This window comes from Acinetobacter sp. YH12227 (assembly GCF_013417785.1).
GTDB lineage: Bacteria > Pseudomonadota > Gammaproteobacteria > Pseudomonadales > Moraxellaceae > Acinetobacter > Acinetobacter gandensis.
Window position 1 is genome coordinate 1 of sequence record NZ_VPDH01000017.1, and the last position, 23146, is coordinate 23146.

21 protein-coding genes are annotated in these 23146 nt (G+C 38.7%); 9 read left to right on the top strand and 12 right to left on the bottom strand.

The window, feature by feature from the left end; genetic code table 11:
• Window positions 1–117 precede the first annotated feature (117 nt).
• From FTV09_RS05435 to cxpE, 3 genes are all read right to left on the bottom strand, one after another.
• On the bottom strand, window positions 118–807 hold the full coding sequence (locus tag FTV09_RS05435) for a CSLREA domain-containing protein (protein ID WP_180057164.1): 690 nt from the start codon (window positions 805–807) through the stop codon (window positions 118–120).
• A 118-nt stretch (window positions 808–925) separates the two neighbouring features.
• Window positions 926–1630 (bottom strand): DnaA regulatory inactivator Hda, encoded by a 705-nt coding sequence (hda, locus tag FTV09_RS05440; RefSeq protein ID WP_180057166.1) that lies wholly within the window; start codon window positions 1628–1630, stop codon window positions 926–928.
• Window positions 1631–1648: 18 nt separating this feature from the next.
• Entirely contained in the window at window positions 1649–2866 is a 1218-nt protein-coding gene (cxpE, locus tag FTV09_RS05445) for a chloramphenicol efflux transporter CxpE (RefSeq protein ID WP_180057168.1), read from the bottom strand.
• A gap of 133 nt (window positions 2867–2999) precedes the next feature.
• Here cxpE and purM point away from each other — a divergent pair, with 133 nt between their 5' ends.
• Window positions 3000–4070: a phosphoribosylformylglycinamidine cyclo-ligase gene (gene purM / locus FTV09_RS05450; RefSeq protein WP_180057170.1), complete on the top strand. Its 1071-nt coding sequence runs from the start codon at window positions 3000–3002 to the stop codon at window positions 4068–4070.
• 9 nt (window positions 4071–4079) lie between these two features.
• The gene (gene purN, locus FTV09_RS05455) at window positions 4080–4709 is read left to right on the top strand and encodes a phosphoribosylglycinamide formyltransferase (protein WP_180057172.1); all 630 of its coding nucleotides are present in this window, start codon (window positions 4080–4082) and stop codon (window positions 4707–4709) included.
• A gap of 88 nt (window positions 4710–4797) precedes the next feature.
• On the opposite strand, the gene FTV09_RS05460 is transcribed toward purN, so the two are convergent.
• On the bottom strand, window positions 4798–5604 hold the full coding sequence (locus FTV09_RS05460) for an alpha/beta fold hydrolase (RefSeq protein WP_067765294.1): 807 nt from the start codon (window positions 5602–5604) through the stop codon (window positions 4798–4800).
• Complete coding sequence (sppA, locus tag FTV09_RS05465) at window positions 5601–6626, bottom strand: signal peptide peptidase SppA (RefSeq protein WP_067765300.1); 1026 nt, start codon at window positions 6624–6626, stop codon at window positions 5601–5603. The genes FTV09_RS05460 and sppA overlap by 4 nt, the downstream gene beginning before the upstream one ends.
• A gap of 130 nt (window positions 6627–6756) precedes the next feature.
• Here sppA and FTV09_RS05470 point away from each other — a divergent pair, with 130 nt between their 5' ends.
• Window positions 6757–7737 carry a lysophospholipid acyltransferase family protein gene (locus FTV09_RS05470; protein WP_180057174.1) on the top strand — a complete coding sequence of 327 codons (981 nt, stop codon included), beginning with the start codon at window positions 6757–6759 and terminating at the stop codon, window positions 7735–7737.
• Here the strand turns inward: FTV09_RS05470 and FTV09_RS05475 are convergent.
• From FTV09_RS05475 to FTV09_RS05485, 3 genes are all read right to left on the bottom strand, one after another.
• Window positions 7734–10184 carry a DNA internalization-related competence protein ComEC/Rec2 gene (locus FTV09_RS05475; RefSeq protein WP_180057176.1) on the bottom strand — a complete coding sequence of 817 codons (2451 nt, stop codon included), beginning with the start codon at window positions 10182–10184 and terminating at the stop codon, window positions 7734–7736. The two genes, FTV09_RS05470 and FTV09_RS05475, sit on opposite strands and share 4 nt — an antisense overlap.
• Window positions 10185–10285: 101 nt before the next feature.
• Window positions 10286–10969, bottom strand: a complete 684-nt coding sequence (gene lolD / locus FTV09_RS05480) for a lipoprotein-releasing ABC transporter ATP-binding protein LolD (protein ID WP_067765310.1) — start codon at window positions 10967–10969, stop codon at window positions 10286–10288.
• Window positions 10962–12197 (bottom strand): lipoprotein-releasing ABC transporter permease subunit, encoded by a 1236-nt coding sequence (locus FTV09_RS05485; RefSeq protein ID WP_067765312.1) that lies wholly within the window; start codon window positions 12195–12197, stop codon window positions 10962–10964. The genes lolD and FTV09_RS05485 overlap by 8 nt, the downstream gene beginning before the upstream one ends.
• Window positions 12198–12222: 25 nt before the next feature.
• Between FTV09_RS05485 and FTV09_RS05490 the strand changes: the two genes are divergently transcribed.
• A complete protein-coding gene (locus FTV09_RS05490; RefSeq protein WP_180057178.1) occupies window positions 12223–12792 on the top strand; it encodes a PilZ domain-containing protein in 570 nt (189 codons plus the stop codon).
• A 7-nt stretch (window positions 12793–12799) separates the two neighbouring features.
• Here FTV09_RS05490 and FTV09_RS05495 read toward each other — a convergent pair whose 3' ends face one another.
• A complete protein-coding gene (locus FTV09_RS05495; RefSeq protein ID WP_180057180.1) occupies window positions 12800–13705 on the bottom strand; it encodes a DMT family transporter in 906 nt (301 codons plus the stop codon).
• Between the two features lie 6 nt (window positions 13706–13711).
• Window positions 13712–14185: a YaiI/YqxD family protein gene (locus tag FTV09_RS05500; RefSeq protein WP_067765321.1), complete on the bottom strand. Its 474-nt coding sequence runs from the start codon at window positions 14183–14185 to the stop codon at window positions 13712–13714.
• Window positions 14186–14475: 290 nt separating this feature from the next.
• On the opposite strand from FTV09_RS05500, the gene FTV09_RS05505 reads away from it, so the two are divergent.
• Window positions 14476–15408 carry a hypothetical protein gene (locus FTV09_RS05505; protein ID WP_067765324.1) on the top strand — a complete coding sequence of 311 codons (933 nt, stop codon included), beginning with the start codon at window positions 14476–14478 and terminating at the stop codon, window positions 15406–15408.
• Between the two features lie 623 nt (window positions 15409–16031).
• Here FTV09_RS05505 and serC read toward each other — a convergent pair.
• Window positions 16032–17111 (bottom strand): 3-phosphoserine/phosphohydroxythreonine transaminase, encoded by a 1080-nt coding sequence (gene serC, locus FTV09_RS05510; protein ID WP_180057183.1) that lies wholly within the window; start codon window positions 17109–17111, stop codon window positions 16032–16034.
• Between the two features lie 347 nt (window positions 17112–17458).
• Between serC and FTV09_RS05515 the strand changes: the two genes are divergently transcribed.
• From FTV09_RS05515 to FTV09_RS05530, 4 genes are all read left to right on the top strand, one after another.
• Window positions 17459–18943, top strand: a complete 1485-nt coding sequence (locus FTV09_RS05515) for a TolC family protein (protein WP_180057185.1) — start codon at window positions 17459–17461, stop codon at window positions 18941–18943.
• Window positions 18944–19033: 90 nt separating this feature from the next.
• Complete coding sequence (locus tag FTV09_RS05520; RefSeq protein WP_373685015.1) at window positions 19034–20185, top strand: HlyD family secretion protein; 1152 nt, start codon at window positions 19034–19036, stop codon at window positions 20183–20185.
• The gene (locus tag FTV09_RS05525) at window positions 20186–21316 is read left to right on the top strand and encodes an ABC transporter permease (RefSeq protein ID WP_180057189.1); all 1131 of its coding nucleotides are present in this window, start codon (window positions 20186–20188) and stop codon (window positions 21314–21316) included.
• Complete coding sequence (locus FTV09_RS05530) at window positions 21313–22410, top strand: ABC transporter permease (RefSeq protein WP_180057191.1); 1098 nt, start codon at window positions 21313–21315, stop codon at window positions 22408–22410. Before FTV09_RS05525 ends, FTV09_RS05530 begins: the two co-directional genes overlap by 4 nt.
• Window positions 22411–22548: 138 nt before the next feature.
• On the opposite strand, the gene FTV09_RS05535 is transcribed toward FTV09_RS05530, so the two are convergent.
• On the bottom strand, window positions 22549–23115 hold the full coding sequence (locus tag FTV09_RS05535; RefSeq protein WP_180057193.1) for a hypothetical protein: 567 nt from the start codon (window positions 23113–23115) through the stop codon (window positions 22549–22551).
• Window positions 23116–23146: the final 31 nt, after the last annotated feature.

Genomic DNA, 23146 nt, shown 5'->3' on the forward strand with positions numbered 1-23146 from the left:
TTCTTGACTCAAGCATTAATGCAGTACGATCTTCAAAGTTAAGATGATGGTATGACAATTTTATATACTCCATAAACCCTTTAAATTAATTAGGTGGTTTATGTCGCACTTCAAGTTTTACTCTGCCCCTTTAAATAGACTCATCGAAATAGCAAAGCTTGGTGCTAATGCGTAAACAGCGCCACCTTCTGTAGCAGTATTATTTTCAAATATGGTATTTTGAATATTGAGTAGACTTGCTGCTGTTTTACCCTCTTCTGATAAACCAACATTATAAATTGCTCCGCCCAATCGCGCATGACCATTAATTAATTTGACATACTCTAAGCTTAATAGCTCGTTGTTATATATAATTCCACCTAAATCAGCACATTGACTAACACCACACCCTTTTAAAGTAATTTCTTTGAGAGAAACTTTAAATTGTGTATTTTTTTCATCATCAATATGAAAAATTTGGTCGGAACCAGTCATTTCAATAATGGCATTATTTAATCCAGGAACAGTGTCATCATTAAAAGAAGCGTCATAAGTCGTTTTAATATTGGTTTCAGCTGTAAGATTAATTTTTTTATCTAATTTATAGGTTTTTTGTTTTTCCAATAATATAGATGCAATAGCACCTTTACCACCACAGCCATTATAGCCTGCTTCGGGCATTCCTTTATTAATGTATTCAATTGCTTCGCGAAGTGAACATTCCTTATCATCTTTCACGACATCATCCGTGGTAGTCACGGTAATTTCTGCGCTAAATGCATGGCCTGCCATCAATAGCATACCCATGCCTATGCTCTGTTTGAGCATATCCATCTCCTTAAATTTTTTTTATCTTTTTATTCTCTAGTTGCAAAATCCCTGCAACATCGAAATATTTTTATGTACTTTGTCACAGCTTGAGTAATTACTCAAGAATTTTTATTGCTTACCGATATTCATCAATGAGGGCAAAAATTTGTCTTAAATTAGCATGGCTCAACTTGGTTTTTTCGCCTTTAAGCATCTGTATGAGCTGCTCAAGCGATCTCAATAATATAGACGCTTGATGTGGGCCATGTACCAATAAATAATCAACAATTTGTTGATCCATATGAATGCCACGACGGTTTAATACAGAATTGACTAAAGCTTGGCGATCAGCAAATAAACTGCCGTTAGGCACTTTCACACTCACAGCCTGAGTAAGACGTGATTGTAGATCTGGTAACTCTAACTTCAGCTCAATTGGTGCGACGCGTGATGAAAACACTAATTGACCACCTTCTTCATTATTATAATTAATCAGGTGAAAAACCGCTTTTTGCCAATGTGGAACACCACTTATAGCTTCTATATCGTCTAAGGCTACTAAATCATAACGATCTAAAGATGTAATCGCCTCAGTTGGGGCATCAAGCAATTCAAGCAATGAAACTTGAATTGCTGATTTTCCAATTTCTAAATATGAATCACAAATTGCAGAAAGTAAGTGGCTTTTACCTGTACCCGCACCACCATAGATATAGAACCGATTCATCAGTCCCGCATGTAGCTGGCGTACACCATCAATTACATGCCCCCAACCTGGCCCGGAAAAATCACCAATTCGGGCATCGAGTTGTGGTTCAATATCTAACTGCAATTGACGCATATCTATATTTTGGCCTTATCAATCTTTTTTATCTGATGAGTCAATGTTACTCGAAATTTCAGAATCTTGCAGTGAATTTACTTCGTGATTTTTGAGTTCAATATCGACTGCTATCTGCTCTGTTTCAACAGTCACTGAACCTGTCGCAGCATCACTCAGAACCACTACATCGCTGCGATAGAGCTGGCTTTTTTCGTAATTTTCACGAACATGACGAAGCAAAACAACAATAACAGCTGCTACAGGCAAGGCAATTAGCATACCCAATAAACCCGCTAACTGCGCACCAGCCAAAACTGCAAATACAACAGCAACTGGTGATAAACCAATTTTATCGCCCAATAGAAATGGCTGTAGAATATAGCCCTCTATTGCCTGCCCAACCATAAAAACGACAAGTACGAGTGCAAGATGCACCCAATCTAAACCAAATTGGAATAAACAAGCGATAACTGCTGAGATAATGCCAACTGCAAAACCAAGATAAGGAATAATACTTGCCAATCCAGCGATCATACCAATGATAATGCCAACTTCAAGCCCAATAAGTTGCAGTCCCATGGCATAAACTACGCCTAACAAGAACATTACTAAAAATTGTCCTTTAACAAAGGCACCCAGTACTTCGTGACATTCACCAACAATTGTTAAGGTACTTTTTTCATACTTACGAGGAATCAGACGACGCATGCTATCCAACATGCGCTCCCAATCTAATAAGAAGTAGAAAGCAATAATTGGAATAAGAACGATGGTACCGCCAATTTGAATAAAGTTCAGACCAGATTGTGCAACTTTCAAAATCATGGCTTGAATACTGTCCACACTATAATTAGTCTGGATATATTCCATAATTGCTGCAGACATTTGCTCAGTGTCAATTTCCATTGGCACTAAATTAAATGTATTTGATAGCCAAGGCAGGAATGTGTAATTCAACCAATGAATATTTCCAGGAATGTTTTTCTTGGCATACATGAGCTGTTCCCAGACCAACGGCACCAAAAACCACATCGCAAGAAAAATAACTACACCAATCCCGATGAATACACAGCTAATTGAAAGCCAACGCGGCAAACCGATATTGTGTAATTTATCAACCAATGGACTAAATAAATACGCAATTAAAAAAGCGCCAATGAATGGTAAAACAACAGGTTTTAGTAGATATACGACCCAGAGGATCAATGCTATCCCTGCCAGGATAAATATGCGACGTAAGGTGCGGTCACCCATAAAACTCACCTTTATTCAATGTAATCGTTATAGAAAGGAAAATATTTTAATAAAGATAACATTTTAGTTCGAAATAGCATAAGAGTTTTGCATATTCAGGTTATAATCCCCGCGCGAATGCGGAGACTTCATTATGAGCAACTCAACTTCTACCCCAAACACTGGTTTAAGCTACAAAGATGCAGGTGTCGACATTGAAGCGGGCGACGCGTTAGTCGATCGTATCAAATCTGTCGCGAAACGTACTGCACGCCCTGAAGTAATGGGCGGTCTAGGCGGCTTCGGCGCTCTTTGTAAAATTCCTAAAGGTTATGAAGAACCTGTTCTCGTATCTGGCACAGATGGTGTTGGTACAAAATTACGTTTAGCATTGAATTTGAACCGTCACGACACAATTGGTCAAGACTTGGTTGCAATGTGCGTAAACGATCTTCTTGTATGTGGTGCTGAACCACTATTCTTCCTCGACTACTATGCAACTGGTCACTTAAATGTAGATGTTGCTGCCAATGTTGTCACTGGTATTGGTGCAGGTTGTGAACTTGCAGGCTGTGCATTAGTAGGCGGTGAAACTGCTGAAATGCCAGGCATGTACGAAGGCGAAGACTATGACCTTGCAGGTTTCTGCGTAGGTGTTGTTGAGCAAAGCAAAATTATTGATGGCTCTAAAGTTAAAGCAGGTGATGTTCTTGTAGGTGTTGCATCTTCAGGTGCACACTCTAACGGTTATTCACTGCTTCGTAAAATTTTAGATGTGAAAAACGTAGATTTGACTCAAATCGTTGATGGTCGTCCGCTTGCTGATGCAGCAATGGAACCTACACGCATCTATGTGAAACCAATTCTTCAGTTATTAAAAGAAGTTGACGTTCATGCGATGGCCCACATCACTGGTGGTGGTTTACCAGGTAACTTACCACGTGTACTTCCAAATGGTGCTCAAGCGGTTGTGAATGAAGCGTCTTGGGAATGGCCAGAACTGTTCAAACTTCTTCAAAAAGAAGGTGGTGTTGAACAATTCGAAATGTATCGTACATTTAACTGTGGCGTAGGTATGGTACTTGTCGTAGATGCTGCTGATGCTGATAAGACTGTTGAGTTGTTAAACGGCCTTGGCGAAAAAGCTTTCACTATGGGTCATATCGCAGATAATGCTGAATCCGTTGAAGGCGCTGACGAAAAAATCCGCGTTGTGTTCGCATAAGCAACGTCCATGATTAAAATTGCTGTTCTTGTTTCAGGTAGTGGCTCCAACTTACAAGCCTTGATTGATGCCAATCTCTCAGGTCAAATTGTTGGGGTCATTTCAAATAAACCTGAAGCCTTTGCATTACAACGTGCAGAAAAAGCAGGAATTGCAACTGCAGTCATTGAGCACAAACAATATCCTACTCGTGAAGCTTTTGATGATGTCATGCATCAACAATTGCTCGCTTGGGATGTTGATTTGGTGATTCTTGCTGGCTTTATGCGTATTTTAAGCGCAAATTTTGTGAAAAATTGGGAAGGGAAAATGATCAACATTCACCCTTCACTTTTACCAAATTATAAAGGCATGCATACTCACCAACGTGTACTCAAAACTGGCGATGTCTTTCACGGTTGCACCGTTCATTATGTGACTGCTGAATTGGATGCTGGGCAAGCTCTGGCACAAGGTGTTCTCAAAGTGAATGTGCATGATGATGCAGGTAGCCTAGCAAATCGTGTACATGTACTCGAACATATCATCTACCCACAAGTCGCTGAATGGATTTGTAATGGTACGATTCAACACACTGAAAATGGCGTGTTATATCGTGGTCAGCCAATGCAAGATGCTGTGCAATTCTGCAAATTTTAATTGATGAATTAAATGATCATTTGCAAAATGGTCAGCAATAAAAAACGCATCCAAGGATGCGTTTTTTATTGCCTACAAGAACGATGTTTCACTTTTTTGCATATTCTGCGAGCATCATTTTAATGATTTCAACAGTTTCATCGGGCTTTTCTAAAGGAAACATGTGACTGCCTGATACTACTTTAAATGATGCTCCAAATTTCTTCTCAACCATTTGTGGAAATTTACGTGGCAAGAATGGCCCCTGCTCTGCAATTAACAATTGCACAGGAATTTTTGGCTTTGCCTGTGGCAACCACCACAATGATGGATTGGTTCTAAAAATTTGAACTTCATCATCACGCGAAATGGTCAGTTCAACGCCACCACGCTCTAGATCATCCATCAATGCATAATCAATATAGGCTTGAAAACAATCTTCATCAAAGTTTTTATAAAAACCTTTTGGACGCAGGAGCTCTGCCGCTTGCTCACGACTTTCCCAGTGATCACGGCGACGCTTCGACAATCCAGCTGGAGACATAGCATCGACCATTTTCAGCTTCAAGATTTTGGCAATATGCAATGCCAAAGCTTCTTTACCCATAATCATCGGTGGATCAATCATTAAGATTTGCTCAAACAATTCGGGACGCTGCAAAGCCGCCTGAAAAGTTAAAACAGAACCCAATGAATGCCCTAGACCAATCACTTTTCGACCTTGTGATTGGCGTACAATACTATCAATCACTTGCTGAGTCAGGCTGTACCAATGATTATCAATTGGATAACGTTTATCTGGCCCTAACAAAGGCACATAAATCACGTCATATTCATCACTAAGTAAATCGAAAAGTTTTTGATATACCTTTGATGGCACGCCATTGGCATGCGCAAAGTGAATTAATGGCTTCATTGTAACTTCGTGGTATTTTCAGATTGGACTTGCTGAGAAATTGACGTTGCAAAACCTTGACCAATTGAACTTCCCATACGACCTAAAACAGAGTCAAATGGACTGTATTCAATTGTATAGTTCACAGCTTTTTCAGTTTTGAGTTCACGTTTTAATGTGTTCAAACTACCTGTACGGTCTGCAATACCCAATTTAACTGCCTGTTCACCTGTCCAGAATAAACCAGAGAAAATCTCAGGATCATTTGATTTTAATTTCTTACCACGACCTTCTTTTACTGCATTAATAAAATGCGTGTGGACATTATCAAGCACAGCTTGTACATGTGCTTTTTGTGCAGGATCAACAGGTTGTGTCATTGAAAGAATGGCTTTATTTTCACCTGATGTCATGGTTCGGTCTTCAACACCTAGTTTTTGCATTAAACCGTTTACACCATAATTTGGCATAATTACACCAATTGAGCCCACTAAGCTTGATGGATTAACAATAATTTCATCCGCAGCTGAAGCAATATAATAAGCACCTGATGCACCTGTATCACCAATAATCGCATAGAGCTTTTTACCAGTATGTGCTTTTTTCAAATACTGTATCTCTTGCCAAATTTCATCCGACTGAACTGGTGAACCACCCGGCGAATTAATATTGAGCACAACAGCTTTACTTTGTTTATTTTCAAAGGCTTTTTTCAAAGACTTAATTGTGTTGGTGCTATTTACACTTTGTTTATCCGCAGCAATTGTTCCAACAATATCAACAACTGCAATATGCGAACCTGCTGTTGCTGTCGGATCAGAACTCGCTGTACTGCAACTTTTTCCCATCGCAACGATGATAAAAAGTAGATACGCAAAAGTTAAAAATTTAAAAAATATTCCCCATCGACGGGCACGACGTTGCTCTTCCACAGAAGAAAGCACTGCTTTTTCTAATATCTTCCATTCATTGCCTGTAGGCTGATGGATATTATTTGAAGAATTTGGCTGTTTTTCTTCAGGTTTTGGTGGCCATTCGGACATATAAAAAACCTTATCTAACGAAAATTTCGTTGTCATTATATACACGCTACAGCGGAAAACTGTCTAATCAATTCATTTTCCCCTATAATTATTTTACTTTTTTCTTCTATCAATATCAGACTAAAACGCGATGACCGACAAGAATTCACAGGATACCACTTATCACCTGTTAAAATTTATCAGCCGTCAACCAATTCAAATTTCAAAATTTATCGCCAAAGGTTTGGCTGGGCTTGTCAACATTTTTAAGATTTCTAAAACATCCGCGACGATTCAACGAAATCTCAAAATTGCATTGCCTGAGTTATCTGATGAAGAACGTGAACAACTCACGAAACAAGCTATCCGCAATGAGCTCATGTCTTACTTTGAGTTTTTTAGTATTTGGGGTGCAAGTACTGAAAAAAATATTCAGCGTATCCATAGCATACATGGTGCAGAATATTTACATGATGCACTTAGTCTAAATAAAGGTTTGGTCTTAGTTGTGCCACATTTTGGTACTTGGGAAATCATGAATGCATGGATTGCTCAATTTACTAAAATGACCATCATGTACAAACCTGTAAAAAGTGAATCAGCCAATAACTTTGTGCGTGCTGCACGTAGTCGTGAACAAGCAACTTTAGTCCCGACAGATGAATCTGGTGTACGTCAGATTTTTAAAGCCCTAAAACAAGGCGGTACAACAGTTATTCTACCTGACCATACGCCTCATGCTGGTGGCGAATTAATCCCATACTTTGGTGTTCCCTTATTGACCAGCAATTTAAGTGCAAAACTCATTCAAAAGACTAAAGCACGTGCTTTACTTTTATATGCGATTCGAAATGAGGATCATGGTTTTGATATGTATATTGAACCCATTGATGAGAAAATTTATCAGGGCAATGCTAATGATGGCTCTATTGTGATTTTCAAAGCAATTGAAAAATTAATCCAGCGTTATCCTGAACATTATCACTGGAGTTATAAACGCTTCAAAGCTAATCCTCAACTCCGAAATTTATATAATGTCAGCGATGAAGAAGTTGAAAAGCGTGTACATAATGTACGTGAACAATATGAACGTGAGCGAATGAACCAGACATGTGAACAAAATATAAGCTAATCAGCTGTAATGGATTTTGTGCTGTAGTCATACCATTTATATTTGGCTCTTTCTTCAAGCAGTTTTATATTTTTACCCTTTTCTACAAAATGTATTGTTCCACTCTTTGCGGTTTGCAAAAATGGGATACCGAGTTTATCTAAACGTGATTGGGTCAACATAGCTGGATGCCCATAACGATTAAAACGCCCAGCCGATACAATCGCAAGTTTCGGCTCTAAATGCTGCAAAAAAGTATAAGCTGAACTATATTGGCTGCCATGATGACCAAGTACCAATACATCTACGCTTAAGTTAGGATAATTTTGCAAAATTTTATATTCAGTCTCCCAACCTGCATCACCCATCAATAAGAAATTTTTAAATCCATTTTTTTCGCGAACCGAAACATAGAGTACGCATGAACTTTCATTGGTATTAAATGGAATCGCTTCTTGTTGTTCTCTACTCGGGGACAATACTTTAAAAAATACCTGGTTATCCCAATTCCATGCTTGCCCTTGCAGACACAACACCTGTGGTACCGCCCAGATTTTCTCAACCTGTTGATTTGTATATAACTGACCAATAGTAAGCTGCTCATATATTGAAAAGAAACCACCACTATGGTCTTGATCCAAATGTGTCAGCACAACTTGGTCCAACTTCCGAACCCCATTCACACTGAGAAAGGGCTGAATTATATTCTTTCCAATACTAAATTTTGATTCATCATAGTATCCTCCAAAATCAACCATCATCGTGTGTTGATGATAACGAATAAAAATAGACTGCCCTTGCCCAACATCTAAGACTGAAAGCTGAAAAGGCACAGGATTGCGTATAGGCAAGACCACAAATATGAGTCCTATCCAGCCCCAACTTTTTGGCATAAGTCCTTGTGGTAAAAATACAATCACTAAAGCCAAAATGAGCAATAAAATCTGCGTGTTTTTCATTGCAACAGCATCTAATGCCGGCGAAAATATTCGATCTAATCCATATAACACGACATGCAGTAATTCTATAAAAAGATCGTTGAGCTGAAATAATGCACTTGAGAGCGGTTCAAAAATGAAATAAGCCAACGCAGCCAAAATATCGAGAGGCACAACCACAAATCCAAGCCAAGGGATGGCAAATAGATTACTCAACGGTGTAATCCACGCAATTTGTTTAAAGAAAATAATCATTAATGGAAACAGTGCGATAAAAATTTTCCACTGTGACTCTATTAATATCATTAACGCATTTTTAATGCTTTGTGCATATGTAAGCTGCTCTGCATTCATTTGCTTACGCTGTAAGGTTTGATAAATCCTTAATAAAATAAAGCAGGCTCCATAGGACAACCAAAAAGCTGCGGATAAAATACTAAAAGGATCAAATAACAATAAAATTGATGCACTAAATATTAATAACGCAAAAGGCCGAATTCTCTGTTGAAGTAAAAGCATGGCACTTGCGACCAAACAAATAATTAAGGTACGTAGGGCGGGAATATCAAAACCTGTAAAAGCACAATATAAGCTCACACACATGATAAATGGCAAGACCAATACATATTGTTGAGGCCATTTTAGATACAAATCTGGTAGCCATTTAGCTAAACTACGTCTAATGCACCAACAAACCAAAATCGCAAATATCAAGACATGTGGCCCTGAAATGGCCAAAAGATGACTCATACCAAAACGTTGAAATAATTGCTCTGTCCCTCTATTTAATAAGCTTTTATCTCCAGTTAGTAGAGCCAATATCAGCCCATTATTTCTTAAAGGTTGCTTTTGAATAAACTCTCGTAATCTCAATCGTTGTTTTTCAATTGCTATTTTGAATTGATGCAAAATAGCTTGGTGTTGACATAGATCTGAATTAAATCCAAGTAATGCCACTTGCTGCTCAGTCAAATATTCCAGTTGTTTCACGTCAAAACTTGCATGAAGATTTTGCTGGATATTCCATTTTTCTATATCAAATGCACCTGGTGTTGCATAACTTTGACTGGGTTTTACTCTGCCCCACATTCGGTAATATTGACCAGGCTCAAGCTTTAATTGTTGTTCCTGCAAAATTTGCGTACTTATCGATGCAGAAAAATATTGTGCTTGAGAGCTTAAATTTAAAACTTGAATGGTTTGCTGTACTTTTTGTTCTTTAAGCTGACTAATTTCTGGTAAATAGACAATCAGTTCAGCCTCATATTGCTCATGTTGGATGAGTGCTAAACGTTCATCCAATTGAGTAGTGGCATAACCAAAACCCAAAACTATGCCAATCAAAACATTGAGTATTAATTGTAAGGTTAAAGGAAATATCTGTTTAACATCAGGGATAAAGTTACCTTGCAATTTTTGCCATAGCACAAAAATAACCAAGACCAACCATGTTGAAATGTGCAGATTCCAAGCATGGCTTCCCATAAGAGAGATACCAATAATCCAGCCCATACAAAACCATTGCAGCATGTCATATTCTTTTTATTTTTTATGAGCGGCAATAATAAAGCCCACCGAGGTGAGCTTCAATAAAACAATCTTAATCCATTAAATCACAGCAAGTAAAAGCTTTACTCTTCTACCCATAAACCATCTTGCATATGTAAAATGGCATCTGCAGATTGGGCGAGATATTCATCATGTGTGACAATCAGCATCGCCATGTTAAACTCTTTACGCAATTCGGTCAGTAATTCAAAAATTTTTACAGCGGTTTTACGATCCAGATTACCCGTCGGCTCATCAGCCATCATCAGTTTAGGTTTTGCAACCAAAGCGCGTGCTAAAGCAACACGTTGACGCTCACCACCCGATAATTCACCCGGTTTATGCGTCATACGATGTGACAAACCAACACGCTCAAGAAGATATTCAGCTTGCTGTTTCACTGCTTTGAAGCTACTAGATTTGCGTAACATCAGCGGCATTGCAACATTTTCAAGTGCGCTAAATTCAGGCAACAAATGATGAAACTGATACACAAAACCCAAATGTTCATTACGAATATAACCACGCTCTGCTTCACCTAGTGTGTCAAAACGCTGTCCATGAATAAATACCTCACCGGACGTTGGGCGGTCTAATCCACCCAACACATGCAATAAAGTACTTTTACCTGAACCACTTGAACCAACAATTGAAACAAACTCACCTGCTTTAACCTGTAACGATAAGCCACGAATGACATCGACATTGGACTTACCATCGGTGAAAGACTTGGTAATATTTCGGGCATCTAAGATGAGATTACTCATAACGTAATGCCTCCGCAGGTTGTACTTTCGCTGCACGTAATGCTGGATAAATTGTCGCTACAAAGCTCAAACCTAATGATAATGACACAATCACCGCAACATCTTGCCATCTTAAATATGAAGGCAAGTAGTTGATGAAATAAGCATCAAACATATTCAGGCCCAATGTGTTGTTTAACCAACCAACAAAGTTACTGATACTTGATGCTGCAATAATACCGAGGATCGCACCTGAAACCGTACCAATCACACCAATCACCGTACCTTGCACCATAAAAATACGTGTAATCGTGCCTGGAGATGCCCCCAAAGTACGTAAAATTGCGATATCCGATTTTTTATCAGTTACCACCATGACCAATGACGACACAATATTGAAAGCGGCTACCAATACAATAAGGAACAACAGTAAGCTCACCATTGCTTTTTCCATTTGAATAGCGCTAAACAAATTACCGTGTGTATAGGTCCAATCAGATGCATAAAAGTTTGCAGGTAAGTCACGCACAATTTCTTGCGATACCTGTGGGGCTGCAAAAATATCATCTAATTTCATGCGCACGCCTTGTGCACCATCTGGTAAGCGTAACAGCGTTGATGCATCATTCAATGCGACATAACCCATCATCGAATCAACTTCAGCACCAATACTGAAAATACCCACGATTTTAAAGCGTTTAAAACGAGGAACTACACCTGCTGGCGAAGGCGTCGCTTCAGGAAGTACCAAAGTCACACTATCATTCAAACCTAAACCTAAGGCATCGGTCATCTGCTTACCCAGCACAATGCCAAACTCACCTTTTTTCAGGCTATCAATACTGCCTTCAACCATGTGGTTTTGGATAATTGAAACCTTTTTTTCGTATTCAGGCTCAATACCACTAACCATAATGCCTGAAACTTGTCCCTGAGCTGTCAACATCCCCTGTAGCTGTGTAAAAGGTGCTACACCTTGAACATGCTCATGCTGTTCAATTTTTTTTGCAAGTTCTGGCCAATTTGTTAAAATTTGTGTTGAAGAAACAGTGGCTTGAGGTATCATTCCCAAAACACGCGTTTTAAGTTCTCGATCGAAACCATTCATCACAGATAAAACTGTAATTAGGACTGCCACACCTAAGGTGAGGCCGATCATAGACACCAGAGCAATAAAAGAAATAAAGTGGTTACTGCGCCGTGCGCGAGTGTATCTCAACCCTATATACAGCGAGATTGGTTTAAACATAACCATCTAGTCCGAGGTAATAATTATGGAAAATTTACAGCATCAAAGCGTTCAAACTGAACGCCGTGTAATGTCGCGTATCGATGCTGCCTTGCGCATTAACTATCAGATTATTTCTGATGATGTTGCACTGAACGATCCTTACGATCCAAATTTTGTGTTGCCGCGCTATTTTCTACTACTTGCTGAATTAGATCAATTTGATCATGCACTCAACTACGAATTAGAACAATTAGCTGAAAAAGATCAACAAATTGCTCGAATCTTATCCTTATTTAACCAAAAGTTAAACCTGATAACGGGCTCTTTGTATGACGCAATTGTACAAAGCATGTTACCAGTGCCTGAACATGTCAATTTTTCAGAAACCGGTTTAAGCTTTTTCAGTGAACGCCCAATTAAAGAAGGTACTTATATCCACCTCACCTTAAGCCATCCTGAAAATTTCTTTCACATTGCTGCAACTGCACAAGTCGTTTACAGCCGTGAAGAGGAAAGCAATTTATACAGAACAGGCGCTTATTTTGTCACCTTACTGCCACAAGACCGCGTCAAACTTGCAGAGTGTATCGCACTGACCCAAAACAAAGAGTGATTTTTAATCAATGTTTTAATTTGTGGGCGAGCTCTCTGTTCGCCCGAAAATCTTTATAAAAATAAACAAACAAGCCTGATAATAGAATCACAGCACCAAGTAAAACCATCAATGATAATTTTTCATTATTCAGTAAAGCACCAAAGAGCATAGCAAGCATGGGGGTTAATACTGTCGTCAACGATAAAGTAGTCGCTTTAATATTTTGAACCAATTTGAAATAACAAAACATCGCAATTAACGATGCCATGATTACCGCATAACCCAAACCAAGTAGTGCTTTGGCTGAAGGAACACTTGTTGGTGCAAGATGCCATATAAACGGCAGCATACACAATGAAAATAATGCTGAAACCATGATGGAACCCGTTGCCTGAGACATCGGCTGCAAGGGTGCATTCACTTTTTTAACCCAAAAAATTGAAGCGCAGTATACAAATACACTGATCAGCATCAAAACGATCCCCATCGGATGTACATGTTGATCACTCCCACCGAGACAGATGATACCGAGTCCAACAACTGCGATACCCATACCCAGCCATTGCAATCGGCTCAAATACACCTGAAAAAAGAAACGTCCAATTAAGCCTGTCATGATGGGTGCAAGTCCAAACATCAAGGCAATAATGCCGGAGCTTAAATATGCGGTTGCCATGTAAGTAAAGACTTGTGAACCAATAAAACTAAATGCTCCTGCCAAATAGCTATGTAGTGATTTACCATCTAAAGGCAATGTATTTTTAAACAGAACAAGTAACGCAATCGCAAGTGGTAGTGCTAAAAAGAATCGCAGTGCTAACGCCCAAAAGGCATTAATATCACTAACACTCCACACAATGGCTAAAGGGGTGGTCGACCAAATAAATACCAGCAGTGCGTAGGTCATCCCCAAGTTTACTTTAGAAGGCATAGAGGATTACTTCTGCGCAGTTTTGCGTTTTTGCTTTTGAATAGTTTGGTCCAAACTACTGGAAAATTCTCGTTTATCTCGCTCAGAAATCGGCGCTGGACCACCTGTTTGTACACCTGCGCCACGCAAGGTATCCATAAAATCTCGAAGATGTAAACGTGCTTTCACATTCGCAGTGGTGTAGATTTCACCACGTGGATGAATCGCAATTCCACCGCGCTCAATCACTTCAGCAGCTAAAGGAATATCTTGTGTCATCACGATATCATTTTCATTCATACGCTGAATAATTTCTTTATCTGCTGCATCTGCCCCGCTCATGACTTGAATAGAGTTAATACGTACCGATGGTGTGATACCCACATTTTGATTCGCGACAAAGGTCACTTCTAATTGGTAACGATCTGACGCACGAATAATCACGTCACGCAAAATACGTGGTAAAGCATCTGCATCCACCCACAGTTTAAATGGCAGCACAAAAAATCCATCAGCAATTAAAGATAGATCAGTTTAACAAATCCCCATGACAATTTGGGTGCATTGATCAAATTGATACAACAAGCATTCTCTTATATCGAGAAAAAACTAATGCTGCGTTTGAGATCGTCTAGAAATGAAATGTGCCCGATAAGCCAATTGAATTACATAAAAAAATGCTATTAAGCATCTATATCTACTGATTTCATGATAAATATGAGTTCAGTGACTTGAAAATCACAAATTACCCTCGATTTATATATAAAACCAACCCAACATCAATTGTGCATATGAAAAAACAAAATAGCCCTGAAATTATCACCATTGAAGATCAAACCTTTGGCAGTCATGTCGAACATTGGAATTTACTTACCAGTAACCCAGCGACAGATGTGCCGGTATGGTTAGGACAGGCACTCGATGCGCCAATCATGCCAATGGGCTTATGTGCACAAGAAAGTGATATGGATGCTTCTTCATGGCTGATTCAAGGTCCTGCCAAAGCCAGCATTCAATTGTGTCAGGTCATTGCTGTTGAAAATAATAAACCTAAAGCGGTAAAAACGGCATTTCCAAGCTTTGATAGTCCGTATAAAACCAAAGCGACTATTGAGCGAATTATTACCTGCAAATCTAATACACAAGCGGTGCTCTGCCTTGATCTGGGTGCGAATACCAGTGTGTATGCCTTTGACAGTCTGTACAGTGTCAACCACAATCAATATGAAAAAGATGCCTCATATAGTGTGCAACTTAATGCATGGGCATATGAGCTAGAACCTGTTGCCGATCATGAACAATTGGTCGTCGATGATCCCGCATCGATTAAACATCATCGTGCACTCAATGACATTTTGGCAGCGAATAACGGTGTCGCGCCTGCAGATGTCCATGAACAAATTAAAGCATGGCAGCCAAAGTCTGAAGATGACAAAGCACCTGTCACTGTAGATTTTTCAAAAATGGTCGCTTACCTCTATGGTGAAACATTAGGGCAAGAAGATGAAGCTTGGTTCCAAGGGCATATTGTGGGTAAAACCCATATGCAATTTAAAGATCAAGAATATACGCTCTATGACGTGACCTTGATTCACGAAGACAACCAAGAAGCTGTCATTGTAAGGGTTGCTACACGCAATGCTGCGCATAAAGATTTTACTGTCGGTCAGTATATTCGTGGAAACCTATGGATTCAGGCAAATATTTACGCAAAATATGCCTAATTTAAATTCAAAAACCGTTACATTATTCAAAATAATGAAGAAAGTGACGGTTTTTTATTTATCTATAAAAACAAACAACTAAGTTAATATTTTAATTTTTGATCAATATTTATCCACAGCGTTTAAATTTAAAACCAGATTTAAATTCATTTTAAAATAAGTTATCCACAATATTAAATTCAAAATAAGCAACAAAATTAATCAAAACTTCTAAATGAAATTATTTAAAAAACCTGAAAAATAAACAACATATATGCAAATTGAAACTATTTTAATGTATTAGGTTGAGTATTTTTAAACAAATTAAATAGTTTGGTAAGTTTATCTAAGATAGTACTTTATTTAATCAAATATTTATGTTAAAAATGCGTTTAAGAAATATGAATTAACGATAAATAGATCGGAAAGAATATCTATGAAAGTCGTGCAAGAAGAAAACTTATCGCAAGTCGATCATCAAATTGAATCTCGATACCGTATCGAGCCAATGTCCTGCTTATTTTTTATCTTAGGCATGCTCATCTGCGCATATTTTTTACATAATTTTGTGCTTTAACATCGACTTTAAACATCCCATACGCATAAAAAAACCGGCTTAAGCCGGTTTTTTTCACTTTATCAAATTATGCATTACGTTTTGCAAAATCATCCATAAAGTTTACAAGTGCTTGTACGCCTTCAAGTGGTACAGCATTGTAAATACTTGCACGCATACCACCAACAGAACGGTGACCCGCTAAGTTTAGAAGATGATTTTCTTCTGCTTCTTTTAGGAATTGTTTTTCCAACTCTGGTTTTGCCAAAGTGAAAGGTACGTTCATAATTGAACGGTTTTCTTTCGCAATCGGGTTCGCATAGAAATCGCTTGTGTCGATATAGCCATAAAGTAATTCAGCTTTCGCCAAGTTTGCTTTATAAATTGCTTCTACACCACCCTGCTCAAGTAACCATTCAAATACTAAACCTGATAAGTACCACGCATAGGTTGACGGTGTGTTCACCATTGAATCATTTTTCGCTTGCGCAGAATATTTCAAAATGCTTGGAATTTCTGCTTTAGCTTGATCTAGTAAATCATCACGAATAATAACAATGGTCAAACCTGCAGGACCAATATTTTTTTGCGCGCCTGCATAGATCAGACCAAATTTAGAAACATCTAAAGGTGCCGATAAAATACTTGATGAGAAGTCAGCAACCAATGGTTTATCAGTTTCAGGAATATTCGCAAACTGAATACCGCCGATCGTTTCATTATCTGCATAATGTACATAAGCAGCAGCATCAGATAAATTCCATGTGCTTTGATCTGTAATCGCTAATTTACCATCAACCATTGTACCAGCTTCAACAACATTGATATCGCCATAACGCTGCGCTTCTTTCAATGCTTTTTCAGACCAGATACCAGTGTGGATATAATCAGCTTTGCTGTTTTTACCCAAAAGGTTTAATGGAATTGCAGAAAACTGAAGTGATGCACCACCTTGAAGGAACAGAACTTTATAGTTATCTGGAATATTCATGAGTTTACGCAGATCAGCTTCAGCTTTTTCTGCAACAGCGACATAGTCTTTGCTACGGTGGCTCATTTCCATGATCGAAAGACCTTTGCCATGCCAGTCAAGCATTTCAGCCTGAGCTTTTTCTAATACGGCAGTTGGTAATGCAGCAGGACCAGCACAGAAGTTGTACGCGCGCATGATTTTTCCTTTCAAAGTGAAACACAATAAAATGATGGCATTTAACCACATCTAGGCAGGGCTTGCAGTACATATAGCTGAAAATATTCCAATGCTGTCTAACATTTAAAGTTAAAATTTCAATAAAGATTGGCTTTATTTCCTCATATTTCAAATTATTAGCTTTACTGATATTTTTTATGGATTGGATTGATGCTAATTTAGGCTATGCGCTCAGAGAAAATGTTCGTCTTACTCTCAATACAAAAAATTTACATATGTATATGAAACAATACAACTACTTATACGTATAACGTGAATATAAAATACCGCCTATAATGGCGCAAAACCAGCAGTGAGTGAGCACTATGCCTCTACTTGAAATTCAGCCTTTTAAACTTAAGTTCAATTTATCTTCCGTGCTGTATCTCTCACTTACGTGTACCACTTGTTTTATTAGTCATAGTGCTGGGGCACAAAGCATCAGTTATGCGCAAGCCGAACAAGAACTATTACAAAGCTCTTATAGCAACCAGGCCAATCAAGCCTTACAACAATCTGCCCAATTACAAGCGCAAGCCATGAAAGGCTTAGGTCTGCCTCGTGTAGACTTAAATGTCAGAGCATATGCTTTTCACAATGAACTTGATGTGCCCTTGGGCGCATTGAAAAATAATTTAGAACACACATTAAGTCAGGGGGTGAATAATAAAATTGATGAGACCTTGCCAAGCGATGTTGCTGTTCCACTAAAAGATGCATTACAACAACCGATTCGTGATGGTGTTGGACTGATTCCAGACTCATCTCAAGTGGTATTAGATGACCAAGTTATACGCCCGACTGTTTCAGTGATGATGCCCCTCTATACAGGTGGCCTCACGAGCAGTGCCAAAGAAATTGCGAATATCCAAGCACAAAGAAGTAAGTTAAACACCGAGCAACAACAAGACATTCAACGTTTTGAATTAATTCAGGCTTATTTTAATGTGCAACTGCAAAAAAAATTATTAGATAGTAGCCGTTTCAACTTAAAAGCCATGCAGCAACATTATGACAATGCTCTAAAAATGGAGCGACAAGGCTTCATCAGTAGAGGTCAGCGCATGCAGTTTGAAGTCGCAAAAAATAATGCACAACGTAGTGAGCAAAACACTGAAGCAAATTTGCGTTCTAGTCTATTTAAGCTCAATAATTTATTACAGAGTAGCGAAATCACTGATTTAACGACACCTTTATTTATTAATCAGCAGAATCATCAAAATCTCAATGCGCTACTCAAGACTTATCAGCAACAATCGAGTCTGATTCGTAAAATACAGATGGACACTCAACTTGCAAATGCAAATGTTAAAGCGCAAAGTGCAGCCAAAAAACCCAATGTATTTGCCTTTGGAGAATATAGTCTAGATGATAAGCAAAATTGGATTGTCGGGGTGGCTGCTCGCTATAATCTTTTTTCAGGCATCGACAAAAATAAAAATATACAAGCGGCAGAATTACAACGTTATGCCTCTGAACTCATGACTGAACGCACCAAACAAGAAATTGAAACTGTCATCTACGGTTCCTATAACGAACTGACATCGGCTCAGCAAAGTCATGCTTTGATACTGGCGAATATGCAGGCCGCACAAGAAAACCTAAGGATTCAACAATTGTCTTTCAAAGAAGATATGGGTACTGCAAGCCAAGTCATTGATGCACAAAATGCTTTGAATACATTGCAAAGTGACATGGCATTAAATGCTTATAAATATGTGATGTCACTCGCCACCCTATTACAGAGTCATGGCTCGATTGACCAGTTTCAAAGTTATGCCAATCAAGCACAAACTGATTTTATTCGTTAATTTAGACTGAGGGAAAAAAATATGAATCAGCAATCCACTGATAATACAAACACAACCTCAGCTGAAAACAATGAAAGAGCTGATGAAAAAATGTCGAATAAACAAGACTTAAACCAATCTTCAGAAACCATTGATTCCGAAGAAAAAACTGATAATGGCCTATTAGCAAACACAGAGCCTGTAAATAAATCAAAGAAAGGAAGCTCTCCTTCTCACGCAGAAGCAAGTACTGAACAGCCTACGCCGCCAAAGCAAAAATCCAATATGATTAAACTGATTATTGCGATTATTTTGATTTTACTGGTGGGCCTAATTGCATTTGGATTATGGAAAAGTTATCAACCAAAGTTAATTGAATTACAAGGCCGTGTAGAAGCTGAAACCATTCATGTCAGCACCAAAGTGCCAAGTCGAATCGAAGAAATTTATGTCCATGACGGTGAGAAAGTGCAAGCTGGGCAAGCCATGGTGCGGTTTAGTAGTCCTGAGGTTGAAGCAAAAAAACAGCAAGCCCTAGCGACACTTCAATCGGCACAAGCTTTATTATCAACCACTGAACGTGGTTCTCAACAAGAAAATATTGATAGTCTGTATGCTAATTGGCAAAGTCTTAAGGCACAACAACAACTTGCTCAAACGACGTTTCAACGTGGGCAAAATTTATTTAAGGAAGGTGTCATTTCTAGACAACGCCGTGATGAAATGCAAGCTGCTGCCATTTCATCAGCACAAATGACAGAAGCATCCTACCAACAATATGCACGTGCAAAACGTGGCAGTACCCCTCAACAGCAAAGCTCAGCCGAAGCACAAGTCAAAATTGCACAAGCTGCTGTAGATGAAGCTAATGCTTTAGAAGCTGAAACACAGCTGGTTGCGCCTTCTGCGGGAACAGTGTCTAAAATTTATGGCAAAGTTTCAGAACTGGTTGCTATGGGGGTGCCAGTTGTGAGCCTTCTACAAGATGATAGCTTGTGGATCAGTTTAAATGTCCGTGAAGACCAATATGCGCAAGTTTATCAAGCCAAATCATTAACTGGCTTTATTCCAGCTTTGAATCAATCTGCTGATTTCAAAATTGAGCATATTGAAGCTGAAGGTGAATTTGCCACCATTAAGACTACGCGCCAAACGGGTGGTTATGATATTCGCAGCTTTAAAGTTCAGCTTAAACCAGCTCAAAAAATCCCTGGACTTAAAGTTGGTATGAGTGTGCTGTTCAAAATTAAAGAGAACAACTAAATGTGGATGGGCATGCTACGTGAATTCCGCTATTTGATTCAGCATAAATGGGACTTGTGTATGGTTACACTCGCCCCTGCTTTAATCATACTTCTCTTTAGCAGCATGTTTTCCCAAGGCAAGCCTGAACACCTTGCAATTGCCATTATCGATCAAGACCAAAGCAGCTTAAGCCAAAATATTATTCGCTTTACAGAACTCAATCATGGTCTAAATGTCAAAGCGATTACTACCAATGTTAACGAAGCTGAACAATTAATTAATCAAACAAAAGTTTGGGGTTATATACACATTCCTGCGGGCGCAGAACAACGTTTGGTGCAAGCGAAGGATGCTCAAATAAGTATCGCCTATAATCAAAGCTATTTTAGTGTTGGCAACAGTATTTCTTCTGCAATGCTATTAAGTACTTTACAAGCGATGGCCGATTTCACTGGAAATCATTATTTTGAAAATAACATTCCTTATCTTGATGCCCCAACGCCGAATGTCAAAATTTCTCCCCTATATAACCCAGGCCTGAATTACGAGTTCTACCTAGAACCTTATATGATCCCTGCGATTTTACATTTGCTCCTCTGTTGCTGTGTGGCGTTTTCTGTAGGGCAAGAAATTAAAGCGGGTAAGTTACAAAATTGGACGCAAACGCAAAGTTTATCTCGTGCCTTAATCAGTAAAAATTTAAGCTATGTGCTGATTTTCAGTTTATGGACTTGGGCATGGATGTTCTGGTTAATCGAATTTCGTGGATGGTTCATTCAAGGCTCATTATGGATCATTCTGCTCGGTCAGCTATTCTTCTATAGTGCCTATGCATTTATTAGCTCGACTGTCGTTTTAGCAACCAAAGACCTAGCAAAATCTTTTGGCTTTATTGCAGTCTACGGTGGATCATCACTTAGTTTCGCAGGCGTGACCTTACCTTTAAACAATGCACCGATGTTCACCAAATTTTGGGCAAACATTATTCCCTATACACCTTATGCAAAATTACAAACAGAACAATGGGTGATTGGTAGTCCACTAAATATTTCGATAACTCCACTCATCACATTGATGATTTACTGCATGTTCTATTTTGGACTTGCGTGGTTCTTTCTTCGAAAAATCACCAAGGAGGCCGTGCAATGACATCCTTCTTTCAATTTTATATACAGACGTTTAGAGATATCTTTAAACATAGCTCTATATTTACCACTCTCGTACTGTCAGTATTTCTATATAGTTTTTTCTATCCAATTGCCTATCAAGCGGAACATGCCGAGTCACTGCCCATCATTGTGGTCGATGAAGAACAAAGCATGGTCACCAATCGGATTATAACGACTGTTGCAAATAGTCCTAACGTTGAAATACGTGCTATCACAGGCAATTTTGCAGAAGCTGAAAGCATGTTACGTAAGCAACAAGCCGACGGTATTTTACTTTTACCGAGTAACCTTTCCAACAGCATACGGCGGGGTGAAACAGGTGGCATCGGATTATATTTAAGTGCAGCGAACTTTCTTAAAACCCAAAAAATTGGCTTGGGTCTCGCAACTTCAATAGAAAATGCACTAGTAGAACATACTGAAAAATTTCAAAATATCTCTGAATTCAGCCCTGCACTATCCATTCATAAAATACCACTGTTCAATCCACTCTCCGGTTATGGCAGTTATATTTTCCCTGCGGTTGCCCCCTTAATTATTCATCAAACCATTTTGCTTGGTCTGTGTATGCTCATTGCGACCTATCGACAAAATCTTGCTTGGCGTACAAGTACCACACAATTTTGGGGAATCTTTTTTACGATCTTAACTATTGGTACGCTTGGCTGCTTGTACCTTTTCGGCTTTACCTTTTGGTTGAATGATTATCCACGTGGCGGCAACTTTTGGGGTATGGTCATTGCCGTACCGATTTTTTTAAGTAGTATCATTGCGATCACGCTATTTTTAGCGACTTATTTAGATATGCCTGAACGAGCTGGACATGTCATCGTTTTTAGCTCAATTCCACTTTTTTTACTTTCAGGAACAGCTTGGCCACATGCTGCAATGCCAATCTGGATGCAACATATAGCGCAATTATTACCCTCAACCCAAGGCATTCAAATGTTTATACAGCTGAATCAAATGGGTGTCCCAACTTATTTCATTATTCCAAAACTGATTTATTTAACTACTGTCGCAGCTGTATTTTTATGCCTTGCTTATTGGCGATTAAATCAAAGGAGAAATTAAGTAGCAATTGCAGCAATTTTTGAAGTTAGAACCTAGCTCTATGGTAAATGTGAAATAAAATGACTACATTGCCTAAATAGAATCAAGAACATAAATTTCATTTATTAAGATCAAGCAAATGCCTCATTTCATACAGAGTTAACTATAGGTGTTTACGCTGACTGTTGAGGCAGCTTCAACATGGTCTGCAAGGGTTACATCGTCAGATGTTGGTTCATTGACTAGAGCATCATCTAGTTCAGCAGTATCCGTTAATTTTTTATTTTCACGCTCAACCCAAAGTCCACGCACTTTATCACCACCATCATGCCCATCAAATACGATGCTCATATAGACGTCATATTGAGGATAGCTAAATTGATAAACCAAAGTTGTGGTTTTTCCTTCAGATAAATTATTCGTTGCCAATGTTCGTATTACGTCAACTTCTGATGTTTGCTCATCAGCAGGAATCATTAACTTCATCTGCTCGAACAAAGTTAAGTCCTTCCGCAGTGCGTCTTGTATATCTGGCTCAACTAAACTTAATAAGTCTGTTTGATTGGGTTGTTGCAATGCTGTATAGATTTTTTCTGCTTTATGCCGCTGCAAATTTGATTCTTCAGGTAAAGCTGCATCTATTTTATCAACTACGTAACTTCCTATTTTTTCACACGCTGTAATCGGTAGAATTAAACATGAAATGATTAAAAATTGTTTTAACACCTACTGGCTCCTTCTTATTTATTATTCAATC